Here is a 19,227-nt window from a genome sequence, read left to right on the forward strand (position 1 = left end):
CTGTCGAACGAATCCGGTTTTGGCTTGCGCAACCGAACGTCCGTCCGGTTGACTGCTACTTGCCATCCGGAGCGACTGAGAGACCTGGCTCTACGACGTCGCAGCAACCACCCGCTGGATGCGGGCAGGTGCTAACGCCAGGACCGATGGAGGAGCACCATGGGTACCGTGCGAATGCTGACGCGCCGTCGAGTTGTCGACCAGTGCCGTCGCACCGCTTCTGCATGTCGTCGCCACCTCGTCTAAGGCGCCTTCTCAAAGTCCTTTGACGCGCACTCGAACGAAGAGTGGCGCACCCCCTGAGCAGCACACCTCGACCGCGCACGCCCGGAACACGACCGGACGGTGTGCCGTCGCGCGCAGCCGTGGAGCAGAAGTGATCACTGTCGAAAACCTCACCAAGTCCTTCCAGGGTGTCTCCGCCCTCAACGGCGTGACCCTCGACGTCGAGGCCGGGTCCGTGCTCGGCGTCGTCGGCCCCAGCGGCGCCGGCAAGTCGACGCTCGCCCGCTGCGTCGCGCTGCTGGAGCGTCCCGACTCCGGGGCGATCCGCGTCGACGGCACCGACATCACCAGCCTCGACGGCTCGGCGCTCAGGGCCGCTCGCCGGCAGATCGGCGTTGTGCCGCAAGGGGATTCGTTGCTCCGCCAGCGCACCGCGGCCGGCAACATCGCGCTGCCGCTCGAGAGCGCCGGTGTGCCCGGACCGCAGCGCCGCACGCGTGTGGGTGAGCTGCTCGACCTCGTCGGGCTGACCGACAAGGCCGCCGCGTACCCCGACCAGCTGTCCGGCGGGCAGCGCCAGCGCATCGCCGTGGCGCGCGCCCTCGCCGCGAACCCGTCCGTGCTCCTCGCCGACGAGCCCACGTCCGCCCTGGACCCGGAGACCACCGGTTCCGTGCTGACCGTGCTCGACCGTGCGCGCGCTGAGCTCGGTGTCACCGTTCTCGTCGTCACGCACGACATGGGCGTGGTCCGGAAGATCTGCGACGACGTCGCGGTGCTGGAGCAGGGTCGCGTCGTGGAGCACGGCAAGGTCCTCGACCTGGTCAACAACCCGGCCAGCCGCACGAGCAGCGCCCTGCTGCCCGCCGTCGACCTGAACCCGATCAACGAGAGCAGCTACGACCGCGTCGCGGACGTCGTGCTCGTCGGGTTCGCCGCGGTCGGCGCGCTGCTGCCCGAGGCCGCGCACCGGTTCGGGGTCGAGCTCAACATCGTCGGCGGTGGCCTGACGCGTCTCGGGGAGACCCCGGTCGCGCGCTTCCGCCTGGGGCTGAACGGCGAACGTTCTGACTCCGCTCTCGAGTGGATCGGCGAGGCCGGCGGCGCTGTGCAGAGGTCCCTGAAGGGGCCACAGGGAGTAGCTGCGTGAGGTCTGCAACACCCTGGTCCGACGTCGTCGCGTACCTCGTCGAGGCCACCGGAGAAACGCTGTACATGGTCGGCGTCTCCACGGTCATCGCAACACTGCTCGGAGTTCCCGTCGGGGTCTGGCTGCAGCTCACCGCCAAGGGTGGGCTGCGGCCGAACGCCGCGGTGCACAGGATCCTCAGCTTCGTCACCGACCTGGGCCGCTCGATGCCGTTCATCGTGCTGCTCGTGGCGCTCACGTCGGTCACCCGGCTCCTCGTCGGAGGCTCCATCGGCAGCACGGCGGTCATCGTGCCGCTGGCCGTGGGAGCGATCCCGTTCGTCGGCAGGCTCGTGCAGAACATCCTGTCCGAGGTGCACGTGACCGTGGTGGAAGCCGCGATCACGACCGGAGCGAGCACCCTCAGGATCGTCAGGTCCGTGCTCATCCGCGAGTCGCTGCCCGCCCTGATCAACGCCATCGGCGTCACCGTGATCGCCCTCATCGGGTACTCGGCGATGGCCGGCGTGATCGGCGGCGGAGGCCTCGGTGACCTGGCCATCCGCGAGGGCTACCAGCGCTTCAACGACCGGATCCTGTGGAGCACCGTGGCGTGGCTCGCCGTGCTCACCACCGTGATCCAGCTCGGTTTCACCCGTGCCGCCCGTGCGTCCGACCGGCGGCGGCACGCCTCAGTCTGACCCATAGCAATTTCTCAAAAGGAACGTCATGCGTATTCGTGCTGCCCTGATCGCAGTCGCTTTGACCGGTATCACCGCTTTGTCCGCCTGCTCGGCCGGCGGCTCCAGCGCCTCCGACACGCTCAAGGTCGGCGTCTCCCCGGTCCCGCACGCCCAGATCCTCAAGTACGTGGCCGACAACCTCGCCGCGCAGAAGGGTCTCAAGATCGAGGTCGTCGAGTTCACCGACTACGTGCAGCCGAACACGGCGCTGGTCGACGGGTCGCTCGACGCCAACTACTTCCAGACCGTCCCGTACCTGGCGACGTTCACCAAGGAGTCCGGCGCGAAGGTCGAGTGGGTCGGACCGGTCCACGTCGAGCCGCTCGGCCTGTACTCGAAGAAGGCCAAGAAGATCGACGAGCTGCCCAGCGGTGCCAAGATCGCCGTGGCCAACGACGCCACGAACGAGGCGCGCGGCCTGAAGCTGCTGGAGGCGAACGGCCTCATCAAGCTCAAGCAGGTCGACCAGCCGACCGTCCGCGACATCGCGGAGAACCCCAAGAACCTGCAGTTCGTGCCCCTGGAGGCCGCGCAGCTGCCGCGGTCGCTGGAGGACACCGACGCCTCGGTCATCAACGGCAACTACGCCATCGACGCGGGCCTCAAGCCGGCCACCGACTCGCTCGCGCTGGAGAAGGCCGAGGGCAACCCCAACGCCAACGGCCTGGTGACGCGCACCGAGCTCAAGGACGACAAGCGCGTGAAGGACCTGGCGGAGCTCCTCGCGTCGCAGCAGGTCAAGGACTACATCAAGCAGACCTACAACGGTTCGGTCATCCCGGTCTGAGCGCGACTGCGACCGGGGGAGGAGTCCGGGGACCGAGAACGCCCGTACGCTGACATGGTGCTCGCAGTCGTTCCTCCCCCGGTCACAGTTCGCGTCCCGGCCAAGGTCAACCTGCACCTGGCCGTGGGTGACGTGCGCCCGGACGGTTACCACGACCTGGTGACGATCTTCCAGGCGCTGTCGCTGGTCGACGAGGTCACGGTCGCGGTCGCCGACGAGCCAGGCGTCGAGGTCCACGGCGAGGGCGCCGACCAGGTGCCCACCGGAGCCTCGAACCTCGCCTGGCGCGCCGTCCAGCTGCTCGCCGCGCACGTCGGCAAGGACGCGGACGACCCCAAGGTCCGCGTCGTCATCCGCAAGGCCATCCCGGTCGCGGGCGGCATGGCGGGCGGCAGCGCGGACGCGGCGGCGACGCTGGTCGGCCTGTCGTCGTTGTGGCGTCTCGACATCAGCCGCGACGAACTGGCCGAACTGGCCGGCAAGCTCGGCGCGGACGTCCCGTTCGCCCTCTACGGCGCCACCGCCCTCGGCACCGGCCGCGGCGAGCGGATCGTGCCCGTGCTGGGGCGCCACCAGTTCCACTGGGTGCTCGCGTTCGACCGCCGCGGACTGTCCACTCCGGACGTCTTCGACGAGCTGGACCGCTTGCGCGCCGAGGGAGATCCACCCCGCGTGGGCGAGGTCGAGGCCGTGCTGGAGGGCCTGTCCTCCGGCGACCCGCGCCAGCTCGCGCTGCTGCTGGGCAACGACCTCCAGGCCGCGGCCGTGTCCCTGCGCCCGAACCTGCGCCGCACGCTGCGCGCGGGGGTCGACGCGGGCGCGCTGGCCGGCATCGTGTCCGGGTCCGGCCCCACCACGGCGTTCCTGTGCGAGGACGGCGACACGGCCGTGAAGGTGGCCGCCGAGCTCGCGGGCGCCGGTGTGTGCCGGACCGTGCGGGTGGCGCACGGCCCCGTGCCCGGTGCGCGCGTGATCACGACGGAAGAACCCAAGCCCACTCCACCCGAGGTGCACGCGTAGCTGTCGGGGGACGTGGCCTGCCTGGGTAGCCTGCACCGGGCAGTTTCTTACTAGTCGTGAGGTTTTGATGGCCAACCTGGTCAACCTGGAGTCCGTGTCGAAGTCGTTCGGCGTCCGGCCGCTGCTCGACGGCGTGTCGCTCGGCGTCAACGAGGGCGACCGCATCGGTGTCGTCGGCCTGAACGGCGGCGGCAAGACGACGCTGCTCGAGGTGCTGGCCGGGGTGGAGCCCGCCGACGAGGGCCGCGTGTCGCGGTCGCGCGACCTGCGGATGGCCGTCGTGACGCAGCGGACCGAGCTGCCGGAGGGGTCGACCGTGCGCAACGCGGTGATCGACCCGCTCGGGTTCGACGCCGAGCACGAGTGGGCGGCCGACGCCCGCGTCCGGTCCATTTTGGACGGACTGGGCATCACCGCGCTGGGCCTCGACTCCGTGGTCTCGCGGATGTCCGGTGGCGAGCGGCGCCGGGTCGTGCTCGCGGCCGCGTTGATCCAGGACCTCGAGCTCCTCGTGCTGGACGAGCCGACCAACCACCTCGACGTCGAGGGTGTGCGGTGGCTCGCGGAGCACCTGCTGGCGCGCAAGTGCGCGCTCGTCGTCGTCACCCACGACCGGTGGTTCCTCGACACCGTCTGCAACCGCACGTGGGAAGTGGTGCACGGCAAGGTCGAGCAGTACGAGGGCGGCTACGCCGACTGGATCTTCGCCCGCGCCGAGCGGCAGCGGCTCGCGGACGCGGCGGAGGAGAAGCGGCAGAACCTGGCCCGCAAGGAGCTGGCGTGGCTGCGTCGCGGCGCACCCGCCCGCACCTCGAAGCCGCGCTACCGGATCGAGGCCGCCGAGGCCCTGATCGCGGACGTGCCGCCGGTGCGCGACAGCGTCGAGCTGGTGGCGTTCGCGAAGAAGCGGCTGGGCCGCACGGTCATCGAGATCGAGGACGCCACGCTGTCCATTCCGGACCGGGTGCTGGTGCGCGACCTGACGTGGCGCATCGGTCCCGGCGAGCGGATCGGCCTGGTCGGCGTCAACGGCTCGGGCAAGACGACGCTGCTGAAGCTGCTCGCCGGCGAGCGCGAAACCGAGACGGGCAAGCGCATCCAGGGCTCGACGGTCAAGATCGCGCACCTCTCGCAGGAGCTGCTCGACCTGAACGGGTCGATGCGCGTGCTGGAAGCGATCGAGGAGGTCGCGCGCCGCGTCGTGCTCGGCAAGTACGAGATGTCGGCGTCGCAGCTCGGCGAGCGGTTCGGCTTCTCGTCGCAGAAGCAGTGGACGCCGGTCTCGGACCTGTCCGGTGGCGAGCGGCGGCGGCTGCAGCTGTGCCGGTTGCTGATGGCCGAGCCGAACGTCCTGCTGCTCGACGAGCCGACGAACGACCTCGACATCGACACGTTGCAGCAGCTCGAAGACCTGCTCGACTCGTGGGCCGGCACGCTCGTCGTGATCTCGCACGACCGCTACCTGGTCGAGCGCGTGTGCGACAAGGTCGTCGCGCTGTTCGGCGACGGCGGCCTGACCGAGCTGCCCGGCGGCATCGAGGAGTACCTGAAGCGCCGCGACTCGCTGCGCGCCAGGGAGTCCGCGCCGTCCGCGCCCGCCGCCGACAAGGCGCCCTCCAACGCCGCCGACCAGCGCGCCGCCCGCAAGGAGCTGGCCCGGCTGGAGCGGCGCCTGGAGGTGCTGCACAAGAAGGAGGCCGAGCTGCACGCCGCGCTGGCCGAGGCCGCGACCGAACCCGACCGCCTGCTCAAGCTCGACGCCGAGCTGCGCGCCGTGCTGGCGGAGGAGTCCGAAGTGGAGACGGCCTGGATGGTCGCGGCCGAGGTGGTGGAGGGCTAGCCAGGCCCTCCTAGCGGCCCTTGCGCCGCAGCTCGTCCGCGAGCTGCGGCAACAGCTCGTCGATGAACGACGTGTCGTAGCCCTGGCCGGAGAGCAGCGCGTAGCTGAAGCGGGCCTTCATGACCTCGTCCGCCGTCGCGCCGAGCATGCCGTCGAGCGCGACGCCGATCTCCTCCAGCATCCGGTCGACCTGCGCGGTGCGGTAGCCGCGCTGCCCGGCCGCCGCCTGCGGGATCCGCAGCTGGCGCAGGTCCTTCCACGACTTCACCGGCGGCATGCTGCTGCGCAACGGGCCGGAGAGCTGCTGCTCGAGCTGGCCGAGGAACGAGTCCACCTCGGTCTCGTCGTACCCGCGCCGGCCGATCAGCGGGCGGGAGAACCGCACGTCGCGGACGTCCTTCGCGGTCAGGTTGTCCTGGCCGAGCAGGGTGGCCTCGACGCGGTCGAGGAACGCGTCCACCTGGGACTCCTGGTAGCCGCGGCGGCCGCGGGGAGGGCGGTGGAACGCGACGTTGCGGATGTCCGCCGCCGTGAGCTTCGGGGCGTCGATGGCCTGCTGCGACGCGGCCTGCTGGGCGGGCCGGCGCGGCGGCTGAGGGGCCTGCTGCGACTGCCGGGGACGCTGCTGGGGTGGCGGCACCTGCTGCGGCGGCTGACGGCGCGGATCGGGCTGCGGGCGGCGTTCCTGCGGCCGTTGCTGCTGCTGCGGGAGCTGCGTGGTCGGCGGGCCGGGGTCGCGCGGGGGAGGTGCGGTCTCGAACATCAGGACGACGAGGTCGAGGAACGTGTCGACGTCCTCCTCGTCGTAGCCGAACGTGCCGGGCGCGGTCTCGCCGAACACGGCGTCCTGCACCTGCTGCGCGGTCAGGTTGTCCCTGCCCCGCAGGGTCTGCTCGATGCGGTCGAGGAAGGCGTCGATCTGGCCCTCGTGGTAACCGCGGGTCCCCGGTCTGGGCTTGTGGAAGCGCACGGCGGCGACGTCGTCGGGCGATAACCGCACCGCCGGTCTCATGGCCTGCGAGGTGGCGTGGGCGCCCTGGGCCGGTGCGGAGGCCTGCACTCGTTGCGGAGTGGACCGCAGCGTGTCCGCCACGAGCTCCATGAAGACGTTGACCTCGTTCACGTCGTAGCCCGGGTCTCGGGTCGCCGTGCTGAACTTGACGCCCAGCACGTCCTCGCGCGTGAGGATGTCCTTGCTCTTCATGGTGTTCTCGACCCGGTCGAGAAACGCGTCCACCTCAGCCGCGTCGTACCCGCGCTGACCCGCCGGGGGCCGGTGGAACGCGACCACGGCCACGTCCTGCGCGGAGAGCAGAGGAGCCGGATGCGCGGGTAGACGATGCTGCGCTCCGGGACCGCCCCGATCCACCAATGACCTCCTCCTGCGTACCTGTACTGGGGAGTATCGCGTTTCGCGTGGCATAACGTTTCGCCCTGATGGACCAAACGGCGCCACTACGATCGCGAACATGAGTCAGTTCGTGGATGTGATGCTGGCGACGGCCGCAAACGGCCGGGACAGGGGCATGACGACGGGTGAACCCGCCGCGCCCGTCCGCCGGACCTGGGCCGAGGTGCACGAACGCGCCCGGCGGATGGCCGGTGCGCTCGACGTGGCGCCGGGCACCGCGATCGCCGTGCTCGCTGCCGAACCAGCCGTGATCGCCCCAGCCGTGCAGGCCGCATGGCTGTGTGGTGGCAGCGTCACGATGTTGCATCAACCCACACCACGCACCGACCTGGCCGAGTGGGCCGAGGACACGCTGCGGGTGCTCGCCATGATCGATTCGCACCTGGTCCTGCTCGGCAGCCCGTTCGACGCCCTGGCTGCCGTTCTGGACCAGCACGGAGTGCCTTACAAACTGCTCTCCGAACTCGATGCGGAACCGATCGCTGCTCCTGTTCCCACCGACGAGGATGCCACGGCACTGCTGCAGTTGACGAGTGGATCGACGGCCGATCCGAAGGCGGTGCGCATCACGCACCGCAACCTGATGGCGAACGCCGAGGGCATGCGCGTCGCGGCGGCCCTCGATCCCACCTCGGATGTCATGGTGTCGTGGCTGCCGTTGTTCCACGACATGGGGATGGTCGGCTTCCTGACCGTGCCGATGCTGTTCGGACTGGAACTGGTGAAGGTCACCCCGGTCGACTTCCTGTCCCGCCCGACGCTGTGGGCGGACCTCATCACCCGGTACCGCGGCACGATCACGGCCGCGCCGAACTTCGCCTACGCCATCGTGGCGCGCCGGCTCGCGTCGTCGTCCGACTCGTTCGACCTGTCCTCGATGCGCCTGGCCCTGAACGGCGCCGAGCCGATCGACCCCGCCGCCGTGGAGGCGTTCGTCTCCGCCGGTGCGCGCTTCGGGCTGCGTCCCGAGTCGATCCTCGCGGCGTACGGCATGGCGGAGACCACTCTGGGTGTCGCATTCGCGCCGTTGTTCACCGGGCTGTCGGTGGACGTGGTCGACGCGGACGCGTTGGAGGCGAAGCACCGCGCCGTGCCCACGGAGGGTGGGCGTGCGTTCCCGTTGCTCGGGCCTCCGTTGCCGGGGCTGGAACTGCGGGTGGTGTCGGACTCCGGTGACGTGCTCGGGGTGCGGGACGTCGGCGAGCTGCAGATCCGCGGCGAGGCCGTGACTCCCGGCTACCTCACCGTGAACGGCCCACTGGCCACTCAGGACGCAGAGGGGTGGCTGTCCACCGGGGACCTCGGCTACCTGGTGGAGGATGGCCAGGTCGTCGTCTGCGGGCGCCGCAAGGACGTCATCATCATGGGCGGGCGCAACATCTACCCGACCGACGTGGAACGTGCCGCGTGCTCCGTGGAGGGCGTGCGGGCCGGCAACGCCGTCGCGGTGCGGTTGGACGCGGGCACGAAGCGCGAGCGGTTCGCCGTGGTGCTCGAGTCGAAGCTGGCCGGGAACGCCGACGCCGAGAAGGAGCTCGTGAAGCAGGTGACCGCGCGGGTCGTGGACGCCGTGGGGCTGCGGCCGTTCGCGGTGGTGGTCCAGGCGCCGGGCACGTTGCCGAAGACGCCCTCCGGCAAGCTGAGGCGGTCCGCGGCGGCTGCCCTGGTCTAGTGGTAGGTGTTCTGCGCGGCTTCGAGGCCCTTGGTGACGAGGGCCTCGGCCGCGTCGGCCGCCCGGTCGATCTCCAGAGCGAGTTGCTTGCGCTCGACCGTGGAGAAGTCCTTCAGGACGTAGTCGGCCGGGTCCTGCCGGCCCGACGGGCGGTCCACGCCGAAGCGCAGCCGGTGGTAGTCCTTGGTGCCCAGGGACTTCGTGATCGAGCGGAGTCCGTTGTGGCCGTTGTCGCCGCCGCCGAGCTTCATCCGCAGCTGCGCGAACGGCAGGTCCAGCTCGTCGTGGACCACGAGGATCGTGGTGGGCTTGAAGAACTTCACTGCGCTCGCGACAGGGCCGCCGGAGAGGTTCATGAAGCTGCGCGGCTTGGCCAGCACGACCCGGTGGCCGGACAGGCGGCCCTCGACGACCTCGGCACCGGACTTGTGTGCCTTGAACTTGCCGCTCATGCGCGCGGCCAGCTCGTCGAGCACCAGGAAACCGATGTTGTGGCGGTTGCCCTCGTACTTGGGGCCTGGGTTGCCCAGCCCGACGATGAGGGCGAGGTCAGCGTCCACGGAACCGCAACTCCTGCTCGAGCTCGTCCAGCAACTGGTCGACGGCCTGCACCTGGTACCCCTTGCCCAGCAGGCCGGACGTGGTGCTGAACCGGGTGTTGCGGACCTCGGTGGAGGTCATCGCGCCCCGGCCGTCCAGGTTGGCCGCGGCACGGGAGAGGAAGGCGTCGACTTCGGCGCGATCGTAGCCGGTGCCCGCCTTCGGGATCTTGCGCGCGTGCAGGTCCTCGCTGCTGTTCAGACCCGTGGGCGGCACGATGCCGTTGCGGACCTGGTACTCCAGCAGGTGCAGCACGCCGTCGACGCTCAGCGGGTCGTAGCCGTTCGGGACCGTGGCGAACCGGACGGTGCGCACGTGGTCCGGGTTCAGCCGCAGCCGGCCCGCCAGGGCGTCGGCGATGATGTGCAGGAACTCGTTGACCTGGTCCGGGTCGTACCCCTGTCGCTTGCGGCGGAAGGTCTTGGACCGGACGTCGACGGGCCGCAGGTACGGCAACGGCGCGCCGCCCCCCTTGTGAGGAGGTGACGCGCCGTCGTTTCGGCCCGACGTGATGGGGCTCAGCTTTCCTCGGTGGCCTCGGCCGGCGCCTCGGCGGAGTCGTCACCCTCGAGCTGCGCCGCGGACGGCGCCTCGTTCACGGCGACGATCAGGGCCTCGGCGTCGGTGGCCAGGGTGACACCCTGCGGGAGCTCCAGGTCGCCGGCGTGGATCTGGGTGCCGGCCTCCTTGCCCTCGATCGACAGCTCGACCTGCTCGGGGATGTGCAGCGCCTCGGCCTCGACCGTGATGGTCGTGGCGTCCTGCGTGACGAGCGTGCCGGAGGCGGCCTCACCGGTCACGACGACGGGGATGTCGACGGTGACCTTCTCGCCGCGCTTCACGAGCAGCAGGTCGACGTGCTCGATGTAGTTCTTGATCGGGTGCGTCGTGACGGTCTTGGTGAGCGCAAGCTCAGCCGCACCGTCCAGCGCGAGGGTGAGAACGGCGTTCTGGCCGTGCTCACGGACGACTCGGGCGAACTCCAGCGCCGGCAGGGCCAGGTGCTTGGGGTCGGAGCCGTGGCCGTAGAGCACCGCGGGGATCTTGCCGGCGCGACGGGTACGGCGGGCGGCGCCCTTGCCGAATTCGGTGCGCTGCTCAGCGGCGAGACGGACCTCGGACACGGTGGGGTACTCCTTACAAGTCTGGCCTTGTACGTCGGGGCGGTGCACAAGTTTTCAGCGGTTGAGGCTTGGTGGTGGCCTGCGGCGGCGAGCAGCGCGGACTCAATTGCGGACAATTGGGGGTCAACACGCGCGGCATCAAGCCACCGCGTCGATCACGCCGAGCTGGGGAGCTCGCCCTCGCCGAGGCAACCCGACCAGTGTAGGTGAGTGCGGTGCGGGGAGGCCAATCGGGGGTACCTCGGGCTGGGTTGGGGGGTGCCGGGTCTGGCCGGGTGCCGTGGAATGGCGCTGTGGGACGCGTCTGGTCTGACGCGTCTGGACGCGGTGGCATCGTGTGGGTTCGGCGGGGTGCCGGGAACAGGCGGGCTCCGCGCGTGGGACGTGCTGACACCGTGTGGGGTTCGCTGAAGGCGGGAAACGGGCGTGTCTCGCGCGTCCGGACGTGCTGGTGTCGTGCGTGCCACCCGACCGCGGTGCGGGAAGCGAAAAGGCCTCCCGCCGTCCGTCACCGGACTGCGGGAGGCCCCTCTGCGAGCGAACGGTCAGGCGTTGCCGTCGAACAGCGACGTGACGGAGCCGTCCTCGAAGACCTCCTGGATCACGCGGGCCAGCAGCGGCGCGATCGAGAGGACCGTCATGTTCGGGAACCGCTTCTCCGCCGGGATTGGCAGCGTGTCGGTGAACACGACCTCGCGGGCTCCCGAGTCCTGCAGGCGCTGGGTCGCGGGGCCCGAGAGGATGCCGTGCGTCGCGGCGATGACCACGTCGGAGGCGCCTTCGTTGAGCAGCTGCTTCACCGCTCCGGCGATGGTGCCGCCGGTGTCGACCATGTCGTCGATCACGATGCAGAGGCGGCCCTCGACCTTGCCGACGACGCGGTTCGAGACGACCTCGTTCGGGCGGAGCGGGTCGCGGGTCTTGTGGATGAACGCGATCGGGGCGCCGCCCAGGGTGTCCGCCCACTTCTCGGCCAGCTTGGTGCGGCCCGAGTCGGGGGAGACGACGGTGATCTCGTGGCCCGCGTACTTGCCGCGGATGTGGTCGGCCAGGAGGGGCATGGCCCAGAGGTGGTCGACCGGGCCGTCGAAGAAGCCCTGGATCTGGGCCGTGTGCAGGTCGACGGAGACCAGGCGGTCGGCGCCCGCGGTCTTGAACAGGTCGGCGACCAGGCGCGCGGAGATCGGTTCGCGGCCGCGGTGCTTCTTGTCCTGGCGGCTGTACGGGTAGAACGGCATGATCACGGTGATGCGCTTGGCGCTGGCGCGCTTCAGGGCGTCGACCATGATCAGCTGTTCCATCAGCCACTGGTTGATGGGGGCGGTGTGCGACTGGATGACGAACGCGTCGCAGCCGCGGACGGACTCCTCGAACCGGACGAAGATCTCGCCGTTGGCGAAGTCGTAGGCCGACTGCGGGGTCACCGTGACGTTGAGGTGCTTCGCGACCTCTTCCGTCAGCTCCGGGTAGGCACGCCCGCCGAAGAGCATCAGGTTCTTCTTCGGTGTGCCGGGCATCTGCGGGTTCACGGTCAGCGACCCTCCTCTGTCTTCTCGTCGGCATTCTGCTTCGCCAGGGCCTCGGCCGCTGCCTGAGCGGCGGCCGTGCCTTCACGACGGCTGATGACCCAGCCCTCGAGGTTGCGCTGAGGGCCTCCGGACACGGCGAGCGCGCCCGGTGGGACGTTGCGGCGCAGGACGGTGCCCGCGCCGGTGTAGGCGCCGTCGCCCACGGTCACCGGCGCTACGAACATGTTGTCCGAGCCGGTGCGGCAGTGGGATCCGACGATCGTGCGGTGCTTGTTCACGCCGTCGTAGTTGACGGTCACCGATGCCGCACCGATGTTGCTGTGATCGCCGATCGTGGCGTCGCCGATGTACGAGAGGTGGGGGACCTTCGAACCCTCGCCGATGGTCGAGTTCTTCGTCTCGACGAAGGTGCCGATCTTGCCCTTCACGCCCAGGGAGGTGCCGGGGCGGAGGTAGGCGAACGGGCCGACGGAGGCGTTGTCGCCGATCACCGAGTCGCTGCCGTGGGTGCGCACGACCGATGCGCCCGCACCGACCGTGACGCCCGAGAGCGTCGTGTCCGGGCCGACGGTGGCACGCGCGCCGACGACCGTGCCCGCGCGGAGCTGCACGTTCGGTTCGATCAGCGCGTCCTGGCCGACGGTGACGTCCGCGTCCACCCACACCGAGGCGGGGTCGACGACGGTCACGCCGCCGCGCATGAGGCCCTCGACGATGCGGCGGTTCATCTCGGCGCCGACGGCCGCGAGCTGCACGCGGTCGTTGATGCCCTCGACCAGCCAGCGGTCGGACGCGATGAGCGCACCGACGCGCTTGCCGTCGCCGCGGGCGATGCCCAGGACGTCGGTCAGGTAGAGCTCGCCCTGCGCGTTGTCGGTGGACAACCGCGAGAGGCCGTCGCGCAGCACCGCGGCGTCGAACGCGTAGACGCCCGAGTTGATCTCGGTGATCAGCTGCTCGGTCGCGTCGGCGTCCTTCTGCTCCACGATCCGCAGCACGCTGCCGTCGGTGTCGCGGACGATCCGGCCGTACCCGGTGGGGTTCTCCACCACGGCCGTGAGGACGGTGACGGCGTTGCCCGCGCCCGAGTGCTCGGCGAGCAGGGCGGACAACGTCTGGGTGTCGAGCAGCGGCACGTCGCCGTAGCTCACGATCACCGTGCCGCCCAGGTCGTCGGGCAGTTCGGCGAGGCCGCAGCCGACCGCGTGCCCGGTGCCCTTCTGCTCCGCCTGCACCGCGACGGTGACCTTGCGGCCCAGTGCGCCGGCCAGGGTCTCCAGATGCTCGGTGACGGCTTCGCGGCCGTGACCGACGACGACGGCCAGGTGGTCGGGGTCGGTGCCGGCCGCCGCGCGCACCGCGTGTTCGACGAGCGTGCGTCCGGCGATCCGGTGCAGCACCTTGGGCGTGGACGACCGCATGCGGGTGCCTTCCCCGGCGGCGAGCACGACCGTGCTGACAGGGCCCTCGAGCATCAATGCTCTCCCTAACAGGCTGGGTGGTTCGAAGTCCGCGGACCAGCCTAGGCCTCCGCGGACGGCTCTCCCGCCACAGCCGCTACCTGGCAGCCACCCTGGCGCTTCGCCACGTACATCGCGGAGTCCGCCCTCGACAGGGCCTGGTTCGCGGATTCGCGGGGGCGCAGCGAGATCACGCCGACCGACAGCGTCACGCCCCGGGAGAGGTCGATTGGCAAGCCTGCCACCGCATCCACGGCCCGGCCGAGTGCGGCTTCGGCGGCGTGCAGAGGGGCTCCCGGCAGCAGCACGACGAACTCGTCACCGCCGTAGCGGGCCACCATGTCGTCGCCCCGCAGGGCCTGCCGGAGTGTGCTGGCAATCACCCGAAGAACATCATCACCCTCGGCATGTGAATGCCGGTCGTTCACGCCCTTGAACCCGTCGAGGTCGACCAGTGCGATCGAGAACGGCTCGACCTGGCCTGCGATGAGCTCGCCCATCTTGTCGTCGAGCGCGCGGCGGTTCGGCAGGCCGGTCAACGGGTCCTGCAACGCCTGCTGCGCGATCTGGCCGTGCGCGCGCGTCAGCCTCTCGTGCTCGCGGCGCGTCTGCAGCGTGGCGACGCGGGACTCGCGCATCTGCCACAGCTCCAGCTCCAGGGCCGCGTTGTAGGACTGCAGCGCCGACGTCGTGTGCGGCCCGCACAGGTGCGCGTACTCGCGCTCCAGCGACAGCACCAGCGACGGTTCGGACGTGTCGTGCTCCATCTGCGTGCGCGTGTCGTCGAGGACCTTCAGCGCGTCGTCCAGCCGGCCGGCCTCGACCAGGCACCGGGCCAGCGCGATCGCGACGATGATCAGTTCCCGCGCGTACATCGACAGGCCGCGCAACGACCACAGCCGGTCGAGGTGGTCCTCGCTCGGGTTCGTCAGCGCGTGCGCGGCGCCGAGGATCGGCACCTGCTCGGCGGCGGCGAGGTCACGCCTGCCGGGGTGCAGCGACTGGCGGAACGGCACCTCGGCGGCCTCGGCGAGTCCGGAGGCGACGCGGAACTGCTCGGCCGCGGCGTCGTGCAGGTTCACCCGTTCGAGGCGCATGCCCCAGCCGATCCGCAGCCGTGCGCGGTTGACCAGGTGCACGTAGATCTGGTGGGGCTGGCCGCTCTCGCGCAACGCGTTGTTCGCGCCCGCCAGCACGTCGTCCGCCATCTCGTAGACGCCGAGCTGGGTCAGCACCAGCGCGATGTCCTGGAACGTGTTGGCCAGCAGCTGGTCCCAGACGCGCTTGTCGAAGACCGGGTCCACGTCCGGTTCCTCGTCGAGCATCATGGCGAGCGCCGACGCGATCTCGGTGAGCGCCTTGTCCTCGGCGTTGCCCAGCAGGAACCGGCGTCCGCGCAACGCCCGCGCGTCCGCCTCCAGCACGATCAGGCCGTGGCGGCGGCAGTGGGCCAGCATCTCGTCGAGCTGCGGGTCGGACATGTCGACGAGGCCGGGGGTGACCAACCGGACCACGGCCGCGGCCCGCAGCAGCTGCCCGACGATGCGGGGCTCGCCCCGGCCCTGGGCCTCGGCGAGGATGTGGTCGATCTCGGCGGCCGCGTCGAGCTGCGCGGCGAGGTGGCTGCTCTGGGCCACGGCGACCAGCTCGGAGGCACGCCCCACCAGCCACGCGTCGGACATCTCGTGATGGCGGTGGCCTGCGTTGCCCTGCTCGTCGACCGTTTCCTCGGGCAGCTTCGCACCTCCCAAAGACACCCGGACCCTGCGCGTTCAAGGCCCCCTGCTCCGCCACCAGGATTCGAACCTGGACCATCGGAACCAAAATCCGAGGTGCTGCCTTTACACCATGGCGGAATGGGCGAACTCGCGCCCGCCCAGGGGCACATGTTGTCACGAGTGGTCCTCTTCTTGTCCAACCACCACTCGCTCGGCTCAGTTCAAGATCACGGCTTGGCGCCGACTGACCTGGTCAAGAAGTCGCCCAGGGCCGTTCGATACGTGTCCGTCGCCACATTCCACCCCGACGTGTGGTCCGCGCCGGGGATCTCCACGTACTGCAGCGGCCAGCCGAGACCGCCCGCCGCCGTCGCGAGGTCGCGGGAGGACTGGGCCGGCACGGTGCCGTCCGCCGAGCCGTGGATGACGAGCGTCGGGGGCCTGAGCGCGGGCGGGTTGCGGACGAGGTCGAACCGGTCGAAGTCGATGTCCGCGCGCCAGCCGGACACGACCTCGGCCACCGGCGTGAGCCACGTCGGCACGCCCCGGTTCTGCGCCTGCAGGTCCAGCGTCTGCGTCCAGTTCGTGACGGGGGAGTCGAGCACGACGCCGGACACGGCCGCCGCGAGACCGGAGCGGGCCAGCGTCTGGCCGACGATCGCGCCGCCCATCGACCAGCCGTAGAGCACGACCTTCTTCGCGCCCTGCCCCTGCGCGTACCTGATGGCGGCCTCGACCTCGTGCCACTCGGTGTCGCCGAGGTGGTAGAGGCCGTCGGGCGACTTGAGCGCGTCGGCGTCGTTGCGGTAGGTGATCAGCAGGACGGGCAGCCCGGCGCCGTGGAGCTGGGGCACCACCCGCAGCGCCTCCTGGCGGGACGCGCCCCGCCCGTGCACCGTGATGACCCAGGTGTCGGGGTTCGACGCGGGCACGAACCAGGCCGGCATGTCGCCGAGCTCGCCGGGGATCGCGACGTCGCTGTAGACCAGGCCGAGTGCGGTCTTGGGGGTGCCCTCGTAGACGTTGGTCTCGATGCGCACCTTGGTGCCCTCGGGCGGTGCGGTGCCATCGAGCAGTGGACGCTCCACGCGGCCGTCCTTGTTCGACGCGATGTCGCCGACCTTCGCGGTGCCGCCGGGCCAGACGACGCCGAACGTGCCGCGCAGCGTCGTCAGCTTCGACTCGGCGAGCACGAGGTTCTTGTCGTCGACGCCGAGCGCGGTCTCGGGGTAGCGCCGCGGCACCTCGGCGGGTTCGAGCAGCTCACCGCTGTAGTACCAGCCGACGCCGCCCAGAGCCGCTGTGACCAGCACGAGCACGACGAGCAGCGAGGTCACGGTGATCCGGATGATCTTGCGTCTGGCCATCCACCGATGATGCCGCGCCCAGGTCTCGATTCCACGCGACACAGCGCTTCGAGTCGGAGAAAGTGAGGTTTGTAGGCTGACTCGGTGGCCAGGGTCAGGATGACGGGCAAGGAGCGCCGGGAACAGCTCCTGGACGTCTCCCGCGCCCTGTTCGCCGAGAAGGGCTTCGACGCCACCTCGATCGAGGAGATCGCGCACCGCGCCAGCGTGTCGAAGCCCGTCGTCTACGAGCACTTCGGCGGCAAGGAAGGCATCTACGCCGTCGTCGTGGACCGCGAGATGCAGCGCCTGATGGACCAGATCACCACCGCTCTGGACGACGACTCGCACCCGCGTGAGCTGCTCGAACAGGCTGCCTGCGCGCTGCTCGACTACATCGAGGGCTCGACGGACGGGTTCCGCGTCCTGGTGCGCGACTCCCCGGTGGCCTCGACCTCCGGCACGTTCTCGTCGCTGCTGAACGACATCGCGTCGCAGGTCGAGCACGTCCTCGGGCTGCACTTCGCCAAGCGGGGCCACGACCGCAAGCTCGCGCCGCTGTACGCGCAGGCGCTGGTCGGCATGGTCGCGCTGACCGGTCAGTGGTGGCTGGAGGCGCGCAAGCCGAAGAAGGACGAGGTGGCGGCGCACCTCGTGAACCTGGCGTGGAACGGGTTGTCGGCGATGGAGCACAAGCCGAAGCTGCGCATCCGTTCGCAGTAGTGCGCGTGCACGGCTGACGGACGCTTCGCTTGTGCACTTGGCCGAAGGCGTGCGCGGAGTGAAACGGTCCAGGTGCGCGGCAGCGATGACTCCCTACGAGAGCCCGGGGCCCGGGCCGTCCGTCGAGGGGTCGGACGGCCCGGGCTCACGCGGTTCCGGAGAGCCTCAGCAGCTTGTCGTCGGTGCCGTTCGACGTCGTCAGGTACAGCGACCCGTCCGGCGCGGTGCGGGCGGCGCGCAGGCGGCCGTAGGTGTCGTTCAGCTCGTTGGGGACGCTCACGTTCTGCACCTTCCCCTCGGCGTCGAGGGTGAAGAGCATCAGCTTCGAGCCCTTCAACGCCGTGATCGCGAGCTTGCCGTTCCAGAAAGCCGCCTGGCAGATCGCCTCGGTCGGCGAGCCCGACGACCACACCGCCGGCACCGCGTCCGGGAACCGCTGCAGGTCGGTCATCGGCACGCTCTCGTCGTAGCCGCCCTTGGTGCCGCCCTCGGACGGGTCCCAGCCGTAGTTGGCGCCCTTGCGCAGCAGGTTGACCTCGTCGTCGACGCTCGGGCCGTGCTCGCTCGAGAACGCCTGGTCGCTGTCGGGCCGGAACACCACTCCCTGCACGTTGCGGTGGCCGTAGGTGTAGACGCGGCGCTCGTTGGCGTTCGCGGAGGTGATGAACGGGTTGCCGGCCGCGCCCTCGCCGGTCTCGGCGTCGATGCGCAGCACCTTGCCGCCGAGGCTGGTGCGGTCCTGCGGGTTGCGGGCCTGGGCGATGTCGCCGGTCGCGACGTACATCGAGCCGTCGGGCGCGAGCGTCGGGCGGCAGCCGGAGTGGCGGCCGCTGGAGTTCGACGGCATGCCCGTGAGCAGGTCCTTCACCTTCGACGCCTTGGTGCCGTCGAGGCGGAACGTCACCAGCCGCACGTCGCGCGAGGTGTTGTAGCAGACCGTGAAGCGCTGGTTGTCCGGGTGGATCACGAGGCCCATCAGGCCACCCTCGCCGCGGGCCTGCACGTCGCCGAGGTCGACGTCGAGCGGCGTGACCTGGCCGTTCCGGACGAGCTTGATCGTGCCGGGGCGTTCGGTGACCAGCATCGCGCCGCCGGGCAGGAACCCGATGTCCCACGCGTGCTGGAAGCCGCCCGCGACCTCCTCGACCTTCAGGCCCTGGGGCGCGGGAGCCTTCGACGGAGCGTTGCCGCCCGGCTCCGGCGACGAACAGGCCGCGACGACCAGCACCAACCCTGCAGCAACGAGTGCGCGCATGTCCCAACTATGCGTTTTGTGCCGTGGAGGTTCCGTAAGGCCGTTCAACGGGCAGCAACGCGCGCGCTCCGTCCAGATCATGCGCACGGACCTTGGCGTGCACCTCGTGCGCGAGAGCGGTCACGTCGGTGATGCCGATCGTCCACTCGTTGACGTACATGTCCACGGCCTCGCGGGTCAGCCCGATCTGGATGGAGCGGTGCTCCAACGCCTCGTGGTTCAGGCCGCGCTCGGGATCCCACTGCACGCGCACGGCGGGCTTGCCCGGGATTCGGCTCGACACGGCGTTCGCCACCGCCCAGTCGAAACCCGCACGGGTGATGCGGACGGCGAGGACCCGTTCCTGGCCCTCCTTCTGCGCGTACCCGCAGCGGTACATCATCCAGAGGAACGACGGCTTGATCCACGTCATCCGCTCCATCTTGAACGGCGGCACGAACCGTTGCGCCGCCACGGCGGGATCGGCGATCGCGGGTGAGTAGGCCTGGTAGACCACGATGGACCGATCGTCGAAGTCGGCCCTGATCTCTTTCGTCGACACGCGTCCAGGATCAGGCGCCGGTCAACCGAATTGGTCACCACGCCCCGTCGCACGAGCGCCGCTCGAGCCACCCGATGAGGGGTCGCGAAACGAGCTAAGGTGGG

Annotated in this window: 17 protein-coding genes, 1 tRNA gene, 1 pseudogene and 1 riboswitch; of the genes and pseudogenes, 7 read left to right on the plus strand and 12 right to left on the minus strand. The window is 70.2% G+C overall.

Annotated features, from left to right (window positions below):
* The first annotated feature begins 59 nt into the window (after positions 1-59).
* A riboswitch (SAM riboswitch) is annotated at positions 60-153 on the plus strand.
* A 223-nt stretch (positions 154-376) separates the two neighbouring features.
* From ABZX02_RS19965 to ABZX02_RS19985, 5 genes are all read left to right on the plus strand, one after another.
* A complete protein-coding gene (locus ABZX02_RS19965; RefSeq protein WP_355300067.1) occupies positions 377-1,375 on the plus strand; it encodes a methionine ABC transporter ATP-binding protein in 999 nt (332 codons plus the stop codon).
* Positions 1,372-2,055 carry a methionine ABC transporter permease gene (locus tag ABZX02_RS19970; protein WP_355300068.1) on the plus strand — a complete coding sequence of 228 codons (684 nt, stop codon included), beginning with the start codon at positions 1,372-1,374 and terminating at the stop codon, positions 2,053-2,055. Before ABZX02_RS19965 ends, ABZX02_RS19970 begins: the two co-directional genes overlap by 4 nt.
* Before the next feature lie 28 nt (positions 2,056-2,083).
* Entirely contained in the window at positions 2,084-2,884 is an 801-nt protein-coding gene (locus tag ABZX02_RS19975; RefSeq protein ID WP_355300069.1) for a MetQ/NlpA family ABC transporter substrate-binding protein, read from the plus strand.
* A 54-nt stretch (positions 2,885-2,938) separates the two neighbouring features.
* Positions 2,939-3,904, plus strand: coding sequence for a 4-(cytidine 5'-diphospho)-2-C-methyl-D-erythritol kinase (locus ABZX02_RS19980; RefSeq protein WP_355300070.1), 966 nt, complete (start codon positions 2,939-2,941; stop codon positions 3,902-3,904).
* Between the two features lie 67 nt (positions 3,905-3,971).
* Entirely contained in the window at positions 3,972-5,744 is a 1,773-nt protein-coding gene (locus tag ABZX02_RS19985) for an ABC-F family ATP-binding cassette domain-containing protein (protein ID WP_355300071.1), read from the plus strand.
* Between the two features lie 10 nt (positions 5,745-5,754).
* On the opposite strand, the gene ABZX02_RS19990 is transcribed toward ABZX02_RS19985, so the two are convergent.
* Complete coding sequence (locus ABZX02_RS19990) at positions 5,755-6,948, minus strand: DivIVA domain-containing protein (RefSeq protein ID WP_355300260.1); 1,194 nt, start codon at positions 6,946-6,948, stop codon at positions 5,755-5,757.
* Positions 6,949-6,954: 6 nt separating this feature from the next.
* Positions 6,955-7,059 (minus strand): annotated as a pseudogene (locus ABZX02_RS19995) (DivIVA domain-containing protein); the annotation flags it as partial.
* A 154-nt stretch (positions 7,060-7,213) separates the two neighbouring features.
* Here ABZX02_RS19995 and ABZX02_RS20000 point away from each other — a divergent pair.
* Positions 7,214-8,827, plus strand: a complete 1,614-nt coding sequence (locus tag ABZX02_RS20000; protein ID WP_355300072.1) for a fatty acyl-AMP ligase — start codon at positions 7,214-7,216, stop codon at positions 8,825-8,827.
* Here the strand turns inward: ABZX02_RS20000 and pth are convergent.
* The 8 genes from pth to ABZX02_RS20040 form a co-directional block, all read right to left on the minus strand.
* Entirely contained in the window at positions 8,824-9,387 is a 564-nt protein-coding gene (gene pth, locus ABZX02_RS20005; RefSeq protein WP_355300073.1) for an aminoacyl-tRNA hydrolase, read from the minus strand. The genes ABZX02_RS20000 and pth overlap by 4 nt on opposite strands.
* A complete protein-coding gene (locus ABZX02_RS20010) occupies positions 9,377-9,883 on the minus strand; it encodes a DivIVA domain-containing protein (RefSeq protein WP_355300074.1) in 507 nt (168 codons plus the stop codon). The genes pth and ABZX02_RS20010 overlap by 11 nt, the downstream gene beginning before the upstream one ends.
* Before the next feature lie 62 nt (positions 9,884-9,945).
* Positions 9,946-10,551, minus strand: a complete 606-nt coding sequence (locus tag ABZX02_RS20015) for a 50S ribosomal protein L25/general stress protein Ctc (RefSeq protein WP_355300075.1) — start codon at positions 10,549-10,551, stop codon at positions 9,946-9,948.
* 545 nt (positions 10,552-11,096) lie between these two features.
* On the minus strand, positions 11,097-12,068 hold the full coding sequence (locus ABZX02_RS20020) for a ribose-phosphate diphosphokinase (protein ID WP_355300261.1): 972 nt from the start codon (positions 12,066-12,068) through the stop codon (positions 11,097-11,099).
* 14 nt (positions 12,069-12,082) lie between these two features.
* The gene (gene glmU, locus ABZX02_RS20025) at positions 12,083-13,555 is read right to left on the minus strand and encodes a bifunctional UDP-N-acetylglucosamine diphosphorylase/glucosamine-1-phosphate N-acetyltransferase GlmU (RefSeq protein WP_355300076.1); all 1,473 of its coding nucleotides are present in this window, start codon (positions 13,553-13,555) and stop codon (positions 12,083-12,085) included.
* A 47-nt stretch (positions 13,556-13,602) separates the two neighbouring features.
* Positions 13,603-15,297, minus strand: coding sequence for a GGDEF domain-containing protein (locus ABZX02_RS20030; RefSeq protein WP_355300077.1), 1,695 nt, complete (start codon positions 15,295-15,297; stop codon positions 13,603-13,605).
* Between the two features lie 28 nt (positions 15,298-15,325).
* Positions 15,326-15,396, minus strand: a tRNA-Gln gene (locus tag ABZX02_RS20035).
* A gap of 89 nt (positions 15,397-15,485) precedes the next feature.
* Entirely contained in the window at positions 15,486-16,625 is a 1,140-nt protein-coding gene (locus ABZX02_RS20040; protein WP_355300078.1) for an alpha/beta fold hydrolase, read from the minus strand.
* A 99-nt stretch (positions 16,626-16,724) separates the two neighbouring features.
* On the opposite strand from ABZX02_RS20040, the gene ABZX02_RS20045 reads away from it, so the two are divergent.
* A complete protein-coding gene (locus ABZX02_RS20045) occupies positions 16,725-17,327 on the plus strand; it encodes a TetR/AcrR family transcriptional regulator (protein ID WP_355300262.1) in 603 nt (200 codons plus the stop codon).
* Positions 17,328-17,472: 145 nt separating this feature from the next.
* Here ABZX02_RS20045 and ABZX02_RS20050 read toward each other — a convergent pair whose 3' ends face one another.
* Together ABZX02_RS20050 and ABZX02_RS20055 are read right to left on the minus strand one after the other, a co-directional pair.
* Positions 17,473-18,582 (minus strand): PQQ-dependent sugar dehydrogenase, encoded by a 1,110-nt coding sequence (locus tag ABZX02_RS20050; RefSeq protein ID WP_355300079.1) that lies wholly within the window; start codon positions 18,580-18,582, stop codon positions 17,473-17,475.
* Between the two features lie 7 nt (positions 18,583-18,589).
* Entirely contained in the window at positions 18,590-19,123 is a 534-nt protein-coding gene (locus tag ABZX02_RS20055; protein WP_355300080.1) for a DUF4291 domain-containing protein, read from the minus strand.
* Positions 19,124-19,227 lie beyond the last annotated feature (104 nt).

Source organism: Lentzea sp. NPDC003310 (genome assembly GCF_040610935.1).
Taxonomy (GTDB): domain Bacteria; phylum Actinomycetota; class Actinomycetes; order Mycobacteriales; family Pseudonocardiaceae; genus Lentzea.

Coding starts and splice junctions, on each gene's coding strand:
- ABZX02_RS20000 (WP_355300072.1), top strand. CDS start 7,214: ATGAGTCAGTTCGTGGATGTGATGCTGGCGACGGCCGCAAACGGCCGG.
- ABZX02_RS19985 (WP_355300071.1), top strand. CDS start 3,972: ATGGCCAACCTGGTCAACCTGGAGTCCGTGTCGAAGTCGTTCGGCGTC.
- ABZX02_RS20050 (WP_355300079.1), bottom strand. CDS start 18,582: ATGCGCGCACTCGTTGCTGCAGGGTTGGTGCTGGTCGTCGCGGCCTGT.
- ABZX02_RS19990 (WP_355300260.1), bottom strand. CDS start 6,948: ATGAAGAGCAAGGACATCCTCACGCGCGAGGACGTGCTGGGCGTCAAG.
- ABZX02_RS19980 (WP_355300070.1), top strand. CDS start 2,939: ATGGTGCTCGCAGTCGTTCCTCCCCCGGTCACAGTTCGCGTCCCGGCC.
- glmU (WP_355300076.1), bottom strand. CDS start 13,555: ATGCTCGAGGGCCCTGTCAGCACGGTCGTGCTCGCCGCCGGGGAAGGC.
- ABZX02_RS20020 (WP_355300261.1), bottom strand. CDS start 12,068: ATGCCCGGCACACCGAAGAAGAACCTGATGCTCTTCGGCGGGCGTGCC.
- ABZX02_RS20045 (WP_355300262.1), top strand. CDS start 16,725: ATGACGGGCAAGGAGCGCCGGGAACAGCTCCTGGACGTCTCCCGCGCC.
- ABZX02_RS20040 (WP_355300078.1), bottom strand. CDS start 16,625: ATGGCCAGACGCAAGATCATCCGGATCACCGTGACCTCGCTGCTCGTC.
- ABZX02_RS19975 (WP_355300069.1), top strand. CDS start 2,084: ATGCGTATTCGTGCTGCCCTGATCGCAGTCGCTTTGACCGGTATCACC.